General features: G+C 48.8%; 12 protein-coding genes and 1 pseudogene. All 13 read right to left on the bottom strand.

The features are described 5' to 3' along the window. Window positions 1-91 precede the first annotated feature (91 nt). On the bottom strand, window positions 92-1,573 hold the full coding sequence (locus LG211_RS03510) for an amino acid permease (protein ID WP_148396644.1): 1,482 nt from the start codon (window positions 1,571-1,573) through the stop codon (window positions 92-94). Then, window positions 1,570-3,288, bottom strand: coding sequence for a M20/M25/M40 family metallo-hydrolase (locus LG211_RS03505; RefSeq protein ID WP_269477001.1), 1,719 nt, complete (start codon window positions 3,286-3,288; stop codon window positions 1,570-1,572). The genes LG211_RS03510 and LG211_RS03505 overlap by 4 nt, the downstream gene beginning before the upstream one ends. Before the next feature lie 20 nt (window positions 3,289-3,308). Continuing rightward, the gene (locus LG211_RS03500) at window positions 3,309-4,184 is read right to left on the bottom strand and encodes a dimethylarginine dimethylaminohydrolase family protein (protein WP_227754893.1); all 876 of its coding nucleotides are present in this window, start codon (window positions 4,182-4,184) and stop codon (window positions 3,309-3,311) included. Window positions 4,185-4,357: 173 nt separating this feature from the next. Continuing rightward, window positions 4,358-5,758 (bottom strand): sigma-54 interaction domain-containing protein, encoded by a 1,401-nt coding sequence (locus tag LG211_RS03495; RefSeq protein WP_253019379.1) that lies wholly within the window; start codon window positions 5,756-5,758, stop codon window positions 4,358-4,360. An 83-nt stretch (window positions 5,759-5,841) separates the two neighbouring features. Then, window positions 5,842-6,792, bottom strand: a complete 951-nt coding sequence (locus LG211_RS03490; protein WP_269477000.1) for an RpnC/YadD family protein — start codon at window positions 6,790-6,792, stop codon at window positions 5,842-5,844. Between the two features lie 169 nt (window positions 6,793-6,961). Then, window positions 6,962-7,693 carry an ABC transporter permease gene (locus LG211_RS03485; protein ID WP_148396649.1) on the bottom strand — a complete coding sequence of 244 codons (732 nt, stop codon included), beginning with the start codon at window positions 7,691-7,693 and terminating at the stop codon, window positions 6,962-6,964. Then, the gene (locus LG211_RS03480) at window positions 7,690-8,424 is read right to left on the bottom strand and encodes an ABC transporter ATP-binding protein (protein WP_148396650.1); all 735 of its coding nucleotides are present in this window, start codon (window positions 8,422-8,424) and stop codon (window positions 7,690-7,692) included. The genes LG211_RS03485 and LG211_RS03480 overlap by 4 nt, the downstream gene beginning before the upstream one ends. A 12-nt stretch (window positions 8,425-8,436) precedes the next feature. Continuing rightward, the gene (locus LG211_RS20200) at window positions 8,437-8,658 is read right to left on the bottom strand and encodes an AbrB/MazE/SpoVT family DNA-binding domain-containing protein (protein ID WP_465250776.1); all 222 of its coding nucleotides are present in this window, start codon (window positions 8,656-8,658) and stop codon (window positions 8,437-8,439) included. Between the two features lie 30 nt (window positions 8,659-8,688). Continuing rightward, window positions 8,689-8,868 (bottom strand): annotated as a pseudogene (locus LG211_RS20195) (helix-turn-helix transcriptional regulator); the annotation flags it as partial. Window positions 8,869-9,131: 263 nt separating this feature from the next. Next, window positions 9,132-12,632, bottom strand: coding sequence for an FAD-dependent oxidoreductase (locus tag LG211_RS03470; protein ID WP_148396652.1), 3,501 nt, complete (start codon window positions 12,630-12,632; stop codon window positions 9,132-9,134). Window positions 12,633-12,650: 18 nt separating this feature from the next. Then, complete coding sequence (locus tag LG211_RS03465; RefSeq protein WP_269476999.1) at window positions 12,651-14,399, bottom strand: NADH-quinone oxidoreductase subunit NuoF; 1,749 nt, start codon at window positions 14,397-14,399, stop codon at window positions 12,651-12,653. Window positions 14,400-14,414: 15 nt separating this feature from the next. Beyond that, a complete protein-coding gene (gene nuoE / locus LG211_RS03460; protein ID WP_148396654.1) occupies window positions 14,415-14,927 on the bottom strand; it encodes an NADH-quinone oxidoreductase subunit NuoE in 513 nt (170 codons plus the stop codon). Window positions 14,928-15,564: 637 nt separating this feature from the next. Continuing rightward, entirely contained in the window at window positions 15,565-16,446 is an 882-nt protein-coding gene (locus LG211_RS03455) for a DMT family transporter (protein WP_148396655.1), read from the bottom strand. Window positions 16,447-16,464: the final 18 nt, after the last annotated feature.

Here is a 16,464-nt window from a genome sequence, read left to right as displayed (position 1 = left end):
TTTTCCGACCCTTTCAGTATATATTCCCTGAACCTGGATTGTCAATTCTTTTGCAGTGTATAATTCAGCCAGAAGCACGTCTTTTTTGTTTTCACCCTACTTTTGGCTGCCCATCCTGCTGAATCGGGTTCTTTGACAAATCCATCTTGTCCGCAGGTATAATCTTGGTCTTTTTCACGATCTTGCGGATCACATACAGGGCGATAAAGATCGGCAGGCCGATATAAGCTACCAGCACTCCGTACCAATCGACCCCGGAAGAAGTAAAGGCATAGTAGCCCTGACCCAAAATAACCGCCGTGCAGATGATGAGCGAATACCAGGTTCCGAAAGGATATAATTTGCTCTTGTACTTCAGTTCTGCCAGGTCTTTTCCCTGCACCTTGAATCCTTTCCTGAACCTCAGGTGGCAGATGCAGACTCCGAACCAGGTTAAAAATCCGGTCAGACCGGTGGCATTATAAAGCCAGGTGTATACGGCGCTGTCGCTGTCCAGGGAAGTGAGGAAACACAGGCAGGCGGTAAGCGCAGTAAAGAACACCGCAAATACAGGCACGCCGCTTTTGCTGACCTTTCCCAGGAACTTTGGTGATTTGCCCGACTCGGACATGGAGTACAACAGCCGGCTTGCCGAATACAGCGTGGAGTTTCCGCAGGATAGGATCGATGTGAGGATGACTGCGTTCATCACTGAAGCCGCCATTGCGATGCCGCTCTTTTCAAAGATAATGGTAAAGGGGCTTACGGCTACGTTATCGATGTCTGCATTGAGCAGATCCGGGTTGGTGTAAGGAATCAATGTCGCTACGACAAAAATTGCTCCTATGTAAAACAGCAGAATCCGCCAGAATACACTGTTGATCGCTTTGGGAACGGTCTTTTCCGGGTTGACGCATTCTCCGGCTGCAATGGCCGTAGCCTCTACACCGACAAAAGAAAATCCGGCTACCATGAAAATGCTGAATACTGCAAAGCCTCCTCCAACAAAGGGTGCTTCATCCAGGGTCCAGTTGCTGAAGCCCGGGCTTTCAGACTGAAATACACCGATGATCATCAGCACGCCTACGACCAGGAAAATAATGATGGTTACTACCTTGATTCCGGCGAACCAAAATTCAGCTTCTCCGAAAATCCCGGCGGAAAACATATTCAGCGCCAATAATAAAACGATAAAGATCGCGCTCCACATAACAGAAGAGCTGTTGGGGAACCAGAATTTCATGACGATCGCCGAAGCCACCAGCTCGGTTGCAACCGTCATTGCGCTGCAATACCAATAGTTCCAGCCCATGGCAAAGCCAAAGGCCGGGTCGATGTAATCCGTGGAATAGGTTTCAAAAGCTCCCGGAACCGGCCGGTAGGTGGCCATCTCACCCAGGGCCGTCATTACGAAGTAGACCGCGATTCCGATGATGGCATAAGCCACCATGCTGCCTCCCGGTCCGGCCGTACTGATGGACGATCCGGTGGCGACAAAGAGTCCGGTCCCGATCGCTCCGCCGATGGCAATCATGTTCATCTGCCTCGGCTTCAGCTTTCGCTGCAATTTGTTGTTTTCTTTGTTCTCACTCATATAAGTTCTCCTTTCTGTGAGAGCCCGTCATCTTGCACCAGGGACGGATCATCCAGGATCAGCGAGACCGCTTTATTGAGAATCCGCGGCGTCCGCTGGAACAGGTCCTCTTTGCAGACCCGCTCTGTCAATTTGTGAAAGTCTTTGCCCCAGGGGCCGATGTTCATGCAAGGCATGGAGATCTGTTCAATCTCTGCCACCGGTATGCTGTAGAATTCTCCCAGCAGGGGCATGGAATTCTCCAGGGCCTCCAATGTTTTGCTGCCTTCTCTGATGCTGGTATAACTCAAATCGGATATTCCCGTGTAAAAATATTCTTTTGTATAGTGCTGTCCATAGTTCTTCCAGATGTAATCGTCCAGATCGTCCGCCAGGTTTTTCACCGATTCGTCCAGCCGGTCAAAATACAAGTTGGAAACATTGGGATAATAGGGGGGGATCAAGCCATATACAACCCGCGGGGACAAATCTTCAATGTAGTCGAATACGAATTCCACCAGAGCGAAATTGCTTTCAATTAAATTTATCGTTCCTTCCCGCATGCTCTGGGAAAGATGGGCGACCTTTTTCTGATAATGACCGCGGAATGTGTCGCCATACGCGGCAGCCGCTTCTTCGCACAGACTGTGAAAGTCCATGACCCGAACGTTCCAGGGCAGCTCTTTTGCTACAGGCTCCGCCACTTGGCAAAAGCGGGCATAGCTTTCGTTCATCTCATCCAAAACCTTGCAAAACGCCTGCGTACACACATGCTCTACTTTCTCCATCACCTCCGCCGGAGTCTGATTCAGCGTGAGAATGCTGAAGCATCCAGATGCAGAAAGGGGCATGGAAACGTCGTACTGCTTCTTGCTGTCTTTCAGGTAGAGCCAGGTCGGCGGCGGCGCGCTTTCTTTTCCTACCACATCGCTGAAGTCCATATTCAATTCGGTATTTCTTACGATCTCGCTCATCAGGTTCAATGGGTTAAAGCCTTCGAATACTTTTCCGATGTGGGAAAGGTAACCCCGCACATAAACGAAAGGCATCACCTTGCCCACCGAGCCTTCGGAAAAAATCCCTTTTGTGAAATCTTTCCGCTGGTGGGGCTCTGAATTGATCATGATCTTATAATTGAGATGATAGGTTTCCTTCAGTTCAGCCAGAAGCTTTACGGCAGCCCGCATCCCTGCGGAAAGGTTTTCTTCATCAGGAACTGCGATGACAATCACGTTGCCTTTAAAGTCCTTTATCTCGCTGTAGCGCTGCAAAAGGGCAAGCTGTATGGAGCCTCCGCCTTTCATATCAGCCGTTCCCCGGCCAAAGAGGAAGGTCCCTTCTTCCAGATCTTTTTTTGCATCCTTTGGCAGGGAATCCTTTATTTTATACAGCTCCTGTTCCAGCTCGTCGGGGGAAAATGCATAGGATTTCAGCAATTTAAAATCCTCGACCTCCACCACGTCATTGTGGTGCACGAAAACAACCGTGTCATCCCCCGTTCCTTTGACCATGCTGTAGCATACCGCACGATCGAAGGAATCTCCCGGTATGGGCCAGGTGCCGAAATACTTAGGATGTGTCTTAAAATATGGGATTTCCGATAGATAGTCCATGAGGAATTGTTCCGCCTCTTTTTCCCGCTCTGTACAAGTAAAGCTTTGTGTCTTTATGTAGCGATACAGAAGATCGCGGATGTCCTGATCGATTTCTTGTAAAATGTCTTTTTTATCTCCCATTACGCAATTTTGCCTTTCTTTTATAGTCTTGTAATCGGGCAGGTCAGGCAGGTCGGACCGCCGGTACCCCGATAGGAAAGTTCTTTTCCCTCATAGGTCATAACCGTAAGACCCAGATCCTTGAGCTTTTTCTCTATTTTGGAACAGCCCTTGATGAGGATCACTTTTCCCGGTTCCAGAGCCAGCAAATTGGTCCCCAGATAATCGTATTCATCATCGTCGGCTTCAATGAGCATGAATCCTTTTTCCAACAGATATTCTCTGAAGAAAACAGGCATGAACTTGGAGTAAACCACGGCCTTATCCGTGTCTACAAAGCTGATGATGCTCATCAGGTGGAGACAGGCATCTTCTCCTTCTCCATGAGGCATGGGAACGATGATGTATTCATCGACAAGATCTTTTGTCAGTTCTTTGAACTGGCGGATTCCTTCATCATTGGTCCGATAGCCTCTGCCGATGGCGACTGTCTTTTCATCGATCCACAGAACATCTCCCCCCTCCATTTTTCCAGGTGCTTTAATTTCGCCCAGAGTGGGAACGCCGATGCTCTCCAGATATGCCTTCGTGGCCAGATATTCTTTGCTGCGGAGCGCTTTTCCCATCGGGAAATAAATGGCGCCTTTCTTGGTGATCTTCAGCGGGTCATGGGTATAGATGGAATCCAATCCCGTGCGATCATCCTGGGGAAGGTAGTAGACATTTTCTACATTTTCTTTGATATATTTCTCAAATACTGCATATTCTTTCAACACTGTTTCATAATCGGGACAGCCGAAATACTTGAACTCCTCCCAGGTTTTGTTGAGATTTTCCTGGCTGATAAAGGCTTGTTCTGGTTTCTTAATTAAAATCGACTCTATTTTTCCTACCATAGATTGACAACCGTATTTCATTTTTATACCTCCAAATGTTTTTTTATATACTATATACAAGTTCTATGCCAACATCCGCACACTTGCAAAACAGCCCCAATTCCCCTAATATAGCGGTTTTTTCCTCTTTAACAAAATCTTGAAAGATCAAAAACGAAAAAAATCTTGCGCATCAACGCAAAATTTCTTTCGTTTTAGTAAGAATTCTTTTCAATTTGATATTTCTCCATTTTATATCTCAGCGCCTGCCTGCTGATATGGAGCTGCTTGGCCGCTTGGGTTACGCTGGATGTCTCACTGAGGATTTGATGTAAAATGGCTTTCTCAAAATCGCCCACAATCTCATTGATGTTTCTGTTTTGCGCCAGCTCTTTTCGCCACTTGCTCGTTTCCGCACTTCCGGCTTCCGGCGTTTTTTTATCATAGATGAGATGTTCCGGAATATCCCGGACCGTAATCTCATCGGATTTTGCCATATGAAAACCGTATTCAATCACATTGCGCAGTTCCCGCACGTTACCGGGCCAATGGTAGCTCATCAACATCTGCATCGCCAGCTCGCTGCAGCCTCGAATCTGTTTGCCGTTGTGGCTGTTGTAATAGTTTATATAATAATCCGCCAGCAGAGGGATATCTTTCTTCCGATCTCGCAGAAGCGGCAGCCGAATCTGAATTACGCCCAGCCGGTAATAGAGGTCGCGGCGAAGCTCCTGTGCTTCCAAAATATCTTTCGGTTCCCGGTTTACCGCCGATACAATGCGCACGTCGATTCGCCGTTCTGTTTCTTCTCCAACCCGCCGAATCTTATGTTCTTCCACAGCCTTTAGAATTTTTCCCTGGAGGGCGATATCCATGGAATTGAGTTCGTCCAAAAACAGTGTCCCGGTGTGGGCCGTTTCCAACAGCCCTTTTCTGTTTTCCGCACCTGTATAACTGCCTCTGACCGTCCCAAACAAGGTGCTTTCCAGAAGTCCTGCAGGGATCGCCGAACAGTTTTGGGAAACAAAGGGTCCTTTTGCCCGCATGCTGTGGCTGTGAATGGCCTGAGCTGCCAGTTCTTTGCCTGTACCCGTATCGCCGATGACCATGACCGGGGATTCACCGGCAGCTGCCCGCAGAATCTGCTCCTTAACTTCTATCATATGGGGATCCTGTGTTACCATGTCATCCAGACAGTAGTATCCATCCTCGCTGCCCTGCGGCTTTTCCCGCTTGTTGATCCGTTTGCTGGCCGGCTCGCCGTCAGGGCTCAGCATAATGGTCCCTTCCACAGCGCCGATGATCTCGCCGTTGAGCTCTATGGGATAGGTGCTGCAGGAAAAAGTCAAGGTCTTCCCGTTGCAGTCCGTAAGAGTCTGTACTTCATCAATGATCGGTTCTCCCGTTTTCATAACGCGAAAAATCGTGCTCTCCTCTTCGGTCAGCTCCGGGTAAATCTCCAACAGCGGCCTTCCCGTGAACCCTTCATTTGTTATGGAATGGTCCTCCAGATCGATCAGCGCGCAGTACTCGATGATTCCATTGCGGTCTGTAATCAGGATCGAATCCATATTATCGTAGATACCGCTCATTTGTTCCAAACAACTGGCAAACATTGCTGCCTCCTTCATGTCTATTTTACAAAAACCAGAATGTCAACTGCAGAGCTCCCTTTGGCTGGGCAGCCTTTGCGCAGGTGTTATTTCCAATATTGCTGCATATAGCTTTCTGCCTTCTCTTCCGAAAGGGAAAATTTCCGCACAATCCGAGCCTTCGTTTCTGCTCTGGAAAGCTCCATATCCTGACAGAGCTCTATCAGGGCTGCAATACCCTGCGCGATACCTTTCTCAATTCCCTGCTCGATTCCTTTTTCAATGCCTTGTTCGATTCCTTGTTTGATTCCCTTGTCGATGCCTTCCGATAACCCCTTCTGATAGCCGTCCTGCTCCCGAATCGTTTCGCACTCTTCTCTGCTCAGTTCATCATACAAAAAACTCATAACATCACCACCGTTCTTCTTTAGAAAATCTCGTAAGACTCCTTCTTTAATGCAGGTGTCTATGGATTGTTTGATGGCAGCTTCCAGATCATTCGTTTTCTCCCAGTTTTTCCGTACCAGGTATATGAATCTGCTGTATTCGTTCAAAACCTTACAGCGCTCCAGAATTTCAGCTCCCTGTTTATAATTGACATTGATGACCTTTACAACTGCTTCTACCGATAGTGTAGCACATTTTTCAAGAAATGCGTCGGAAAGTTTTAAGTTTTCTTCAAGCGGAAGGTCTTCTTTTCCGTTATAGAAAACGTAGAGCTCTGGTGTGGGTATTTTGACCAGCTGCTTACTGTAAATGGCCTTGGAAAAATAGAATTTTTCATACTCTTTGGCGATGTACACCAGCATCCTCAGCGGCATGTTGGGGTTGATCGTCGATTGGTGTTCGATCAGGATGATCAGCCGCCCATCGATGATAAAGGCCAGGTCGTTCTTACGGACACCGAAAATCACATCCTCTAAGGTGACGATTTGTATTTCGGTGTCCGAAGAATAGTTCCTGCCCGATAAGGCATTGTATAGCTCTAGGATTTTTTCTTTGTCATGGAACAACTTGCGGAATACGCTGTCTTTATAAGTTTGTTTTGCTTTTTTCATAGTTCTCCCTTTTGAATATAATATAACATTTTTTAACATTATATTACATTATTTGTAAACTATCAAGTGTGCAATCTTTTACAGCACAAAAAATTGCATGAATTTTGATCAGAGCCACAAAATTCATGCAATCACAAACACCTATCGGTTTTCCTGCATCCAAGCAGGCTCAGGCGGTCTTCATCTTCCGCCAGAAAACAGCGATCGCCGCAGCCACCAATATAATCCCATACCCAGCCACCCACCAAATATGCGGCAGCATTGCGCTGTAAGTCCCGTTGGCAGCAGCCTGCCCCATATCCACCGCATGGGCGAAGGGCAGCCAGTAAGCGGCTGTTTTAAAGGCTCCTCCAACCAAATCCAGACTGAACCAGGTTCCTGAAAGCCAGGCGGTCAGATTGGTGAGCAGCGCGCCGCATATGCCGGTAGCCGCTTTTTCATTGAACATGCTGCCGCACAAAAGCCCCATACCAATGAAAGTCAGCGATACCGGCAGCATCATAATCAGGGAAACAAAGGCTGAGATCGTCACCTCCATTCCCAGAAGAAATGCCACAAGATAGCAAATCACACTTTGAGCCAATGCCATTGGAAGCAGCGGCAGGGTATAACCCATAATAAAATCCCCTGCTGACATGGGAGTCGTCAGGAGTCTGTCCAGCATGGAAGTTTCCCGGTCGCGGGCAACGAGCTGGGCTGAAAAAAGCGCCATAAAGGAAAGGCCGAATACGGCGATCCCAGGGGCCAAACGGTCCAGGGGGAAAATTGGCTGCGGCGTGCTGCGGTTAATCGCGGTCAGCAGCAAGAGCAGGACCACGGGAAAGCCGATTCCAAAGATAAGAGAAATGGGATCGCGCAGGATTTCCTTAGCCGTTCGGTCAGCAAACACTTTCGCTTTCATTGCAGATCACCTCCTTTGGCCAGGCGTACAAAGGCCTCTTCAAAATTGGAAGTTCCGGATTTTTGTTTTAGCTCCACATCCGTACCAACCGCGCACAATTTTCCATCCTTCATAATACCGATTCGATCAGAAAGAGATTCGGCTTCTTCCAGGTAATGAGTTGTCAAAATGATGGTTGCCCGGCCTTTCAACCCGCGGATCACCGACCACAGTTCCCGTCTTGCAAGAACATCCAGACCTAAAGTCGGCTCATCCAGAAACAGAATCTGGGGATCGCCGATCAGGGCCATCGCGATGCTCAGCCTTCTCTGCCAGCCTCCGGAAAGCGTTTTGGCCTTTTTTCTTTCCATTTCCTCTAAGGAGCAGAGCCGGATCATTTCCGATACCTTTTCTTTTGCATCGGATCTACCAATTCCGTGAACGCCTGCCATCAGCTCCAGGTTTTCTCTGACCGACAGGTTCCTGGCAATGGCCGTTTCCTGCGGCGATACGCCAATACAGCCTTTCACCCTTTTCTCCCCAGTCTTAATGCTGTTTCCCAGGAGATACGCATCGCCGTCGTCGGGTCTGGTCAGGCACGAAAGCATCCGTATTGTAGTCGTTTTTCCCGCGCCGTTCACCCCCAGTAGCGCAAAAATTTCACCCCGCCTGATTGACAGGGTTAGATGATCCACCGCGACTTTTTTGTCATAGGTCTTGGTAAGCCTGCAGATTTGAATTGTCGAATCCATGTTTTTCCTCCTTCATTTTTCCGGAAAATCAGGAACAAGCGCGATGGCATCAAAGAATTTTTGCAGATCCGTTTGAGCGACAATGGCGATGCCGCGCTCTTCGTCGCCAAGTATTAATAATTGATCGCCGGCTTTTATATGAAAGATTTCTCTTGCTTTTTTGGGAATCACGATCTGACCCCGCTCTCCAACGGTCACGCTTCCAAAGAGGTACTTGCCTTTGGGCGGAATCACAACACCCGAGTCTTCTTCCCGATAATTCACCAAATCATCCAGGCTGACATTGAACAGCCGGGCAATATTGCTGCAGGTGTTCAGATCCGGCATGGATTCGCCGCTTTCCCACTTTGCCACAGCCTGGCGGGATACATTTAATTTTTCCGCCAGTTCTTCCTGGGTATATTGATTGAGTTTTCTAAGCCTTTGTAAATTCGCACTTATCATATTTTTCCTACCTTTCATACCATCTATTATACGCGAATTCCCCGGATTCTCCACCAACTGAAGCTGACACGGATTCCACTTGTAGTTGCGCGCCCCGGATCTGCAGGCAAAAAGAAAGCCGGACCTTTTCAAGTCCGGCAATCCATCCTAACCTTTTTTATAATACAGGAAATATCGATTGCGCAGCATTTCCTGTATTTCAAAAAAGTTCACCTTGTGAAAGTGAGCGCGAAGCGCGAATAACGTTTCCAAAGGAAACTTTTTTATTCAGCCATTTTAGGCAGTCTTTCAGCAATCACGTTCATCAAGCTGTCTGTGCAAGGCAGCGGATCAACGAATTTGGCGTCGCCGATTACGGCAAAGGCCGCGTCATCGGTAGGAGCCAGCGCTCCGCCCAGAATTTCGCCCGCTTCCGCATATTTATACTTGGGCAGCATATCGTCCATTTCATCAGAAATATCGTATTCATCATCCCAGTCGAAATCCACTTCATAGACATGGGCGATTTCTGCTGCGATCTCCCAGTTGGAGAAGTCCACATCCTCAAAGATCGCCTTATCAACCGGCTGCAGTCTTCTTTCAGTGTTGGTATAAGTACCTTCTGTGCTGGCAAATCCAGTGGCAGGAATCACCACATCAGCCTTAGCCGCCGTTTCCGTCATATGTGTGTCGGAAACCATCAGGAATTCCAGTCCGGAAAGATCGGCCTGCGGCTCTTCGCCGAAGATCAGCAGTGCTTTCACGCCATCCAGTGCTTCCGCTCCTGCACGAACGCCCAGATCAATCAGGCCCTGTGAGTTGTTCTTGGATTTGACTTGAACGATGCCGTCACGAGGCGCACCAATGTGTCCAGAAAGCATCGCGATATTCGCGATCATCGATGCTGCTTCGGTAGTCACAAAGTTCTGAGTAAAGACGATCATCGCTTTCTTGGCATTTGCGTACAGCTCGGCAACACCGCCGCACTGGTCGCAGGTCGGCGCATCTGCCAGGCTCTTTGCGAAGGCATCAAACCCTTCTGCATCGGAAGTCTTGCCCATATCCAGCAGAGATTTGGCGACGCCCTTTAAGAAAGTCAGCTCGTTATCTACATAAATCACCTTTTCCGCAAAGTCAAAATGCTGTTCATAGCCCTGCGGATTTACCAGAATCACTTTGGCTCCATTTTCCGCCGCCTGTTTCAGCTTCAGCTGCATTACCGGATTGGATACGGTATCAAATCCGGTCGCCAGAATGACATCTGTAGACAGCAGTTCATCGATGGTGTTGGGAGAAGCATCAAATCCCAGCACCGGCGCAAGGCCGCTGGCTCTGTTGTTAAAGCAGAGGGTTTTAGCGCCCATGACCGAGGCCATCTTCTTCATTGCGTAAGCTTCTTCATTGGTATATCTGTCTGAAATCGCTACCGCTACCGCATCCTTGCCGTATTTTGCGGCAATGGACTGGCATTTCTTAGCTACCAGCACCAGCGCTTCGTGATAATCGGTTTCTCTAAAGCCTTCCGCATCCTTGATCAGCGGATCGGTCAGTTTATCCTCCAGCAGTGAGCAGTCGAATCCCCATTTACCTTTTCCGCAGGCCAGACCCTGATTGACAGGACCTTCCTTGTCCGGATTGGCCTTGATCAGCATGTCGCCATAGCTTTCCAGCAGCAGGCTGCATCCTACCGAGCAGTAGGAACATGTGGTTTCCGTCACGTCGTTTTCCAGAGGAACTTCTTTAACCATTGTCGTTCTCTCCTGCAGCGCTCCGGTCGGACAAACGCTGACGCACTGGCCGCAGGATACGCAGCCGGATTCAACCAGCGGCTTTTCCAGATTTGGTTTTACAACCGTGTCAAATCCTCTATGTACCAATCCAAGGGCGCCGATTCCCATTACTTCATCGCAGACTCTCACGCAAAGGCCGCAGAGAATACACTTGTTGGGATCACGGACAATAAACGGATGGTCGTCTTCGAAATCAATTTTATTGATGTCACCCGACAGACGATCCGGTTTTACATCATACTGGTTGGCCAGATCGATCAACTTACATTCAAAATAATCGTGGCAGCCGCACTCCAGACATCTGTGTGCTTCTTCTTCCGCCTGTTCTTCCGTAAAACCGACGGGAACGACTTCTGTGAAGTTGTCTTTTCTTTCTTCCGCAGGCAGAACGTCATATTTAGGTCTGCACTGGCGCTCTCTGTCTTCAAAGGTCTTTTCTGTGATATCGTCCCTTGTCACAACGTACGGCTTTTCATATTTCACCGACTCGCCGTTCAGGTAAGCATCGATCACAGCGGAAGCCTTTTTCGCGTCAGCGATGGCTTCAACTGCGATGGAAATCTTGTCGTTTCCGCAGTCGCCGCCTGCAAATACACCTGGCATGCTGGTCATGAAGGTGTCTTCATCGTATGCGATGGCATTCTTTCTCGTCTTATCGCAGTCAAAGATGCTGGCATCTACCGCCTGGCCGATGGCCAGAATCATCGTATCGATATCAATGGTTTCAGTCTTTCCTTCTACCGGAATCGGCCTTCTTCTGCCGGACTCATCCGGTTCGCCCAGTTCCATAATCTGCAGAACAACCTGTTTTACGTGTCCGTTTTCATCAGCCACGACTTCCAGCGGATTGGTCAGATTTTTAAAGATAACGCCTTCTTCTTCCGCCTCTTCAATTTCCAGCATATCGGCCGGCATCTCATCCTTGGTACGTCTGTAGATATTGTAAACTTCCTTGGCTCCCAGTCTGACTGCGGTTCTGCAGGCATCCATAGCCGTGTTTCCGCCGCCGACGATGGCAACCTTTTCGCCCAGTTCAATTTCTTCGTTTCGAACTACTTTTCTCAGGAAATCGATACCGCCGATTACACCGTCAGCATCTTCTCCCTTACATCCGACGCCTGTGGAAATCCAGGCTCCGATTCCCAGCAGTACCGCGTCGTGATCTGCACGAACGGTATCAAAGGGGATATCAACGCCGATTTTGGTATTGGTTATGATGTTCACGCCCAGCTTTTCAATGGCGGAGATTTCCATATCGAGCACTTCCTTGGGAAGACGATATTCCGGGATGCCATAGCGGAGCATACCGCCGGCTTTGGGCATGGATTCAAATACAGTCACATCATGGCCCATCTGCTTTAGGAAATACGCAGCTGACAAGCCCATGGGGCCTCCGCCGATGACAGCGACGCTCTTTCCGGTAGCTGGTTCGCATTCCGGCAGGAACATTTCATCCTCCATCAGATCCTGGTCTGCGGCAAAACGCTTGAGCATCTGAATGGAGATAGGCTCGTCGATGAGTCCTCTGCGGCATTCTTCCTCACAAGGATGAGGGCACACTCTGCCCAGAGATGCTGGGAGAGGAATCTTATCCTTCACCAGTTCCAGCGCCTCGCCGTATTCTCCGTTGGCGATCAGTCCCACATACCCCTGGCAGTCGGTCTGAGCCGGGCATGCCAGAACGCAGGGAGGTCTGCAGTCGCCCACGTGATTGGAAAGCAGCAGCTCCAGGTTGGTCTTTCTCGATTCAATGACTCTCTTGGTATTGGTGCGAACGACCATGTTGGGCGCGATCTCGGTGGCACATGCCTTGAGAAGCTTGGGATTCCCCTCAGCCTCGCACATACACAGACCGCAGGAGCCGTAAATCTTGGTCCGTTCGTCAAAACACAGAGTCGGTATATAGATATCGTTTTCTCTGGCAACTTCCAGGATCGTCTGACCCGGAAGGCCCAAAACTTCTTTACCGTCAATATTTAATCTGAATTTATTCATTGGTCTTTTCCTCCTCTCTTACTCTACTGTAATGGCGTCAAACTTGCAGCTTTCCAGACATCTGCCGCACTTCACGCACTTATCCTGATCAATAACGTGTTTTCCTTTAACTTCTCCGGAAATTGCGTCCACAGGACATTTCTTGGAGCAGAGAGTACATCCTTTGCAGGCATCGGTGATCTCGTAAGTGATCAGTGCCTTGCAGGATTTTGCTGTACATTTTTTCTTGTAAATATGGTCTTCGTATTCGTTTCTGAAATACTTAATGGTTGTCAATACAGGATTGGGCGCAGTCTGTCCCAGACCGCACAGTGAACCGTCTTTGATCTTAACAGCCAGTTCTTCCAGAAGCTCGATATCGCCGTCGCGTCCCTCGCCGTTTGTGATTCTTTCCAGAATCTCCAGCATTCTCTTGGTTCCGATCCGGCAGTAGTTGCACTTTCCGCAGGATTCTTTTCTGGTGAAATCCAGGAAATATCTAGCCATATCGACCATACAGGTGGTTTCATCCATGACGATCATACCGCCGGATCCCACGATGGCGCCTGTCTTAGTGATATTTTCATAATCTACCGGTGTATCGATCAGGCTGGCGGGAATACAGCCGCCGGATGGTCCGCCCATCTGAACTGCTTTGAATTCCTTATCGTTTTTGATACCGCCGCCGATTCCATAGATGACTTCTCTGAGGGGCAGTCCCATGGGAACTTCCACCAGTCCGCCTTTTTTAATCTTTCCGGCCAGAGCAAATACTTTGGTACCCTTGGATTTTTCCGTGCCCATCGCGCCGAAAGCAGCTCCGCCGTTAAAGAGGATCCACGGTACGTTGGCCAAAGTCTCTACATTATTAATATCGGTCGGTTTCTGCCAATAGCCCTTTGCGGCAGGGAAAGGAGGCTTCAGTCTCGGCATACCTCTTTCGCCTTCCAAGGAAGCGATCAAAGCAGTTTCTTCACCGCATACGAAAGCTCCTGCTCCGGCTTTGATCCGGATGTCGAAATCAAAACCGCTTCCAAAGAGGTTCTTGCCCAAATATCCCTTTTCTCTGGCCTGACCCATGGCGATTTCCAGTCTTCTGATCGCCAGCGGATACTCAGCACGGCAGTAAATAACTCCTTCATTGGCGCCCATTGCGTACCCGGCAATGATCATCCCCTCCAGTAGGGAGTGGGGGTCGCCTTCGAGAACAGAGCGGTCCATGAATGCGCCCGGGTCGCCTTCGTCTGCATTGCAGACCAGATATTTCTCAGTGCCAGGGCTCTGTTTTGCAGCATTCCACTTGAACCAAGTCGGGAATCCCGCGCCGCCTCTGCCCCGCAGTCCTGAAATTTTGATTTCTTCGATTACTTCATCCGGTGTCATGGAGGTCACGACTTTTTCAATCGCTTTATATCCATCTACCGCTATGTATTCGTCTATGTTTTCCGGGTTGATGACACCGCAGTTGCGCAGCACGACTCTCTGCTGTTTTTCCACAAACTGTTTATCCTCGTCGGAAATAGCCATGTCCTTTACAGGCTCGCCTTTTGCCAGGTGGCTGTCTACGATAGCCTCTACCTTGTCCGGCTGTACCTGGACGTATCTGGTCAAATCGCCGTTATCTTCATATACATCTACGATCGGCTCCAAATAGCATGTGCCTACGCAGCCCGTAATGTCGACGTCTACTTTCAGGTTTTTATCCGCGATTTGTTTTTCAAATTCAGCGGCTGTCTTTTTGGCACCTGTAGCAACGCCGCAGCTGCCCTGTCCGATTATTACCTTCATACTACTCTTCACCTCCTATGCTCTTTCCCGAATCTCTGCCAGAACTTCCTTGACAGAATCCTTTGTCAGATTGCCGTAGGTCTCGTCGCCGTCGGCACTTTTTACCATCATAACAGGAGCCAGCGAGCAGCATCCCAGGCAGGCTACGTTGTTCAGGGTGAACAAGCCGTCCTCCGTCGTCTCTCCGTCCTGGATATTTAAATATTCACAGATCGATTCTTCAATGGTATCCGCTCCATTTACGTGGCAGGCGGTTCCCTTGCAGAGCATGATCAGATATTTTCCGATCGGCTTCAGCCTGAACTGGGAATAGAAAGTGGCAACGCCGTAAATTTTGGCCGGTTTAATGCCTGTTGCCTCGGATATGTAATTGATAGCGTCAAAAGACAGATACCCGTAAATATCCTGAGCTTTCTGAAGAATTGTGATTAAGCTGCCGGGTACTTTTGCGTATTTGTCCAGCACCGGTGCTAGTTCCGTAAACTGGTCGACTTGATTCTGACCACAGCAGCAACCTTTTTCACTCATGTTAGTAACCTCCTAATTAATTTCATCGTCATACCTTTACAACGTGCAATATAGTCATTGTATCAAAGATAGGACATAAAAGCAATTAGAAGAGTTGGAATTAATGTCAGAAAAATATCAATTTTTTCTCTTTTCTTTCGGAAACCAGTTACAATGTTGAAAATTGAATCAAACACGGAATACTGATCGGAAGAAATATGCTGTGCAAATCTGCACGATATTGGATTTGAGGTATGAGAAATCCAGCTAAAAAAGAGCGGTGTGACAGGGTTTTAACAAGGAAAGTATTTGGTGGGCTGTCTGTCGCTGCCGGAGGGATTCTTCGGCGTGCGGCTCCTGCCTCTTTGGAAAGGTGCCGAATGTCATTCTTGGGCGGCATTCCCCGGCGGCCCGGCCTCGCATAAACTCGCATAAAAAAGTATCGGTAAAAGGTAGTTTGGTTCTCCAGTACTGACATTACCGTATGAAGCCTGCGGGAATATCCGGTATTAGCGCCAGTAAACGATCAAAATTTCTCAGGGCAAGGACTGTTTCCGATATTTGTTTCAAGGTTATGCCCGACTTGACAAAGCGGACTGGGAAACGACCCAAAGAACCACTGCCTACTCTGCGGGGAAGCCGTACTCAATGAGAATCCTTAGTCTTCATCTCTTTTAAACAGCTTTTTCAAATCCAGCTCCATAACAAAGAGGGAGCCGACCAAAAGAATTGCTCCGGCATAAGCCCGCGGAAGGAGGACTTCCCCCGCGAAAAGGAAAGCCACGACGCCGGCGAATACCGGCTCCATGGCAAAGATGACGCCCACATGGGATGCGCTGGTATACTGCTGAGCGATGGCCTGCACGATAAAAGCAACGCCCGTACAAAACACCGAAAGGAAAATTACCGCGCCCCAAACCTTCCCGCTGGCGGGAAAATGGGGTTCTTCTGCGAAAAAAGCCAGAATCAAATTAAACATTCCCGTAAACCCCAGTTGGAAGACGCCCAGCTGAAAAGCATCTACTTCTTCCTTTGCCACAGCAGTTTCCGTGAGCAGCAGATCCACCGCATAGGCGGCAGCGCACATTATGCACAGCAAATCGCCCAGCGCCGGCTTTAGCTGATCATTGAGCGTCAAAAGGCCGATGCCGATGAGGCACATGACCACCACAAGCGCCAGCTTTTTATCCGGCACCTGCTTTTTAAAGAAAAAAGCGAAAACCGGAGTAAAGACCACCGTCAGCGCGCACAGAAAGCCAGAGTTGGACAAACTGGTATGCATAACACCAAAAGTTGCCCCTATGTAAACCAGCACCAGCGCCACCCCAATGAACAAGCTGTATTTCAATGTCGTTTTATTGACCGTTTTCAGTCTCGGGAACGCAGCGGCAAAGGCGATTAAAAACGCGCCCAGAAAGCGAAAAGCGTTCAACGTAAAAGGACCTAAGTCTCCCAGGCTCAGATCCATTAAAAAATAGGAAACACCCCAGCACAGGGTAACCAGGACCAGCATCAGGTCCGCTTTTACTTGCTTCGTCATATCCACTCCCCACCATAC

Origin of the sequence: Hominibacterium faecale, from assembly GCF_020734085.1 — a bacterium.
GTDB lineage: Bacteria > Bacillota > Clostridia > Peptostreptococcales > Anaerovoracaceae > Hominibacterium > Hominibacterium faecale.
This window is presented reverse-complemented; position numbering and strand designations above follow the sequence as displayed.

Bases quoted from the DNA above. Each gene is read 5' to 3' on its own strand.
- LG211_RS03455 (WP_148396655.1), bottom strand. From the start codon at position 16,446: ATGACGAAGCAAGTAAAAGCGGACCTGATGCTGGTCCTGGTTACCCTG.
- LG211_RS03480 (WP_148396650.1), bottom strand. From the start codon at position 8,424: ATGGATTCGACAATTCAAATCTGCAGGCTTACCAAGACCTATGACAAA.
- LG211_RS03495 (WP_253019379.1), bottom strand. From the start codon at position 5,758: ATGTTTGCCAGTTGTTTGGAACAAATGAGCGGTATCTACGATAATATG.
- nuoE (WP_148396654.1), bottom strand. From the start codon at position 14,927: ATGAGTGAAAAAGGTTGCTGCTGTGGTCAGAATCAAGTCGACCAGTTT.
- LG211_RS03470 (WP_148396652.1), bottom strand. From the start codon at position 12,632: ATGAATAAATTCAGATTAAATATTGACGGTAAAGAAGTTTTGGGCCTT.
- LG211_RS03500 (WP_227754893.1), bottom strand. From the start codon at position 4,184: ATGAAATACGGTTGTCAATCTATGGTAGGAAAAATAGAGTCGATTTTA.
- LG211_RS03510 (WP_148396644.1), bottom strand. From the start codon at position 1,573: ATGAGTGAGAACAAAGAAAACAACAAATTGCAGCGAAAGCTGAAGCCG.
- LG211_RS03490 (WP_269477000.1), bottom strand. From the start codon at position 6,792: ATGAAAAAAGCAAAACAAACTTATAAAGACAGCGTATTCCGCAAGTTG.
- LG211_RS03485 (WP_148396649.1), bottom strand. From the start codon at position 7,693: ATGAAAGCGAAAGTGTTTGCTGACCGAACGGCTAAGGAAATCCTGCGC.
- LG211_RS03505 (WP_269477001.1), bottom strand. From the start codon at position 3,288: ATGGGAGATAAAAAAGACATTTTACAAGAAATCGATCAGGACATCCGC.
- LG211_RS03465 (WP_269476999.1), bottom strand. From the start codon at position 14,399: ATGAAGGTAATAATCGGACAGGGCAGCTGCGGCGTTGCTACAGGTGCC.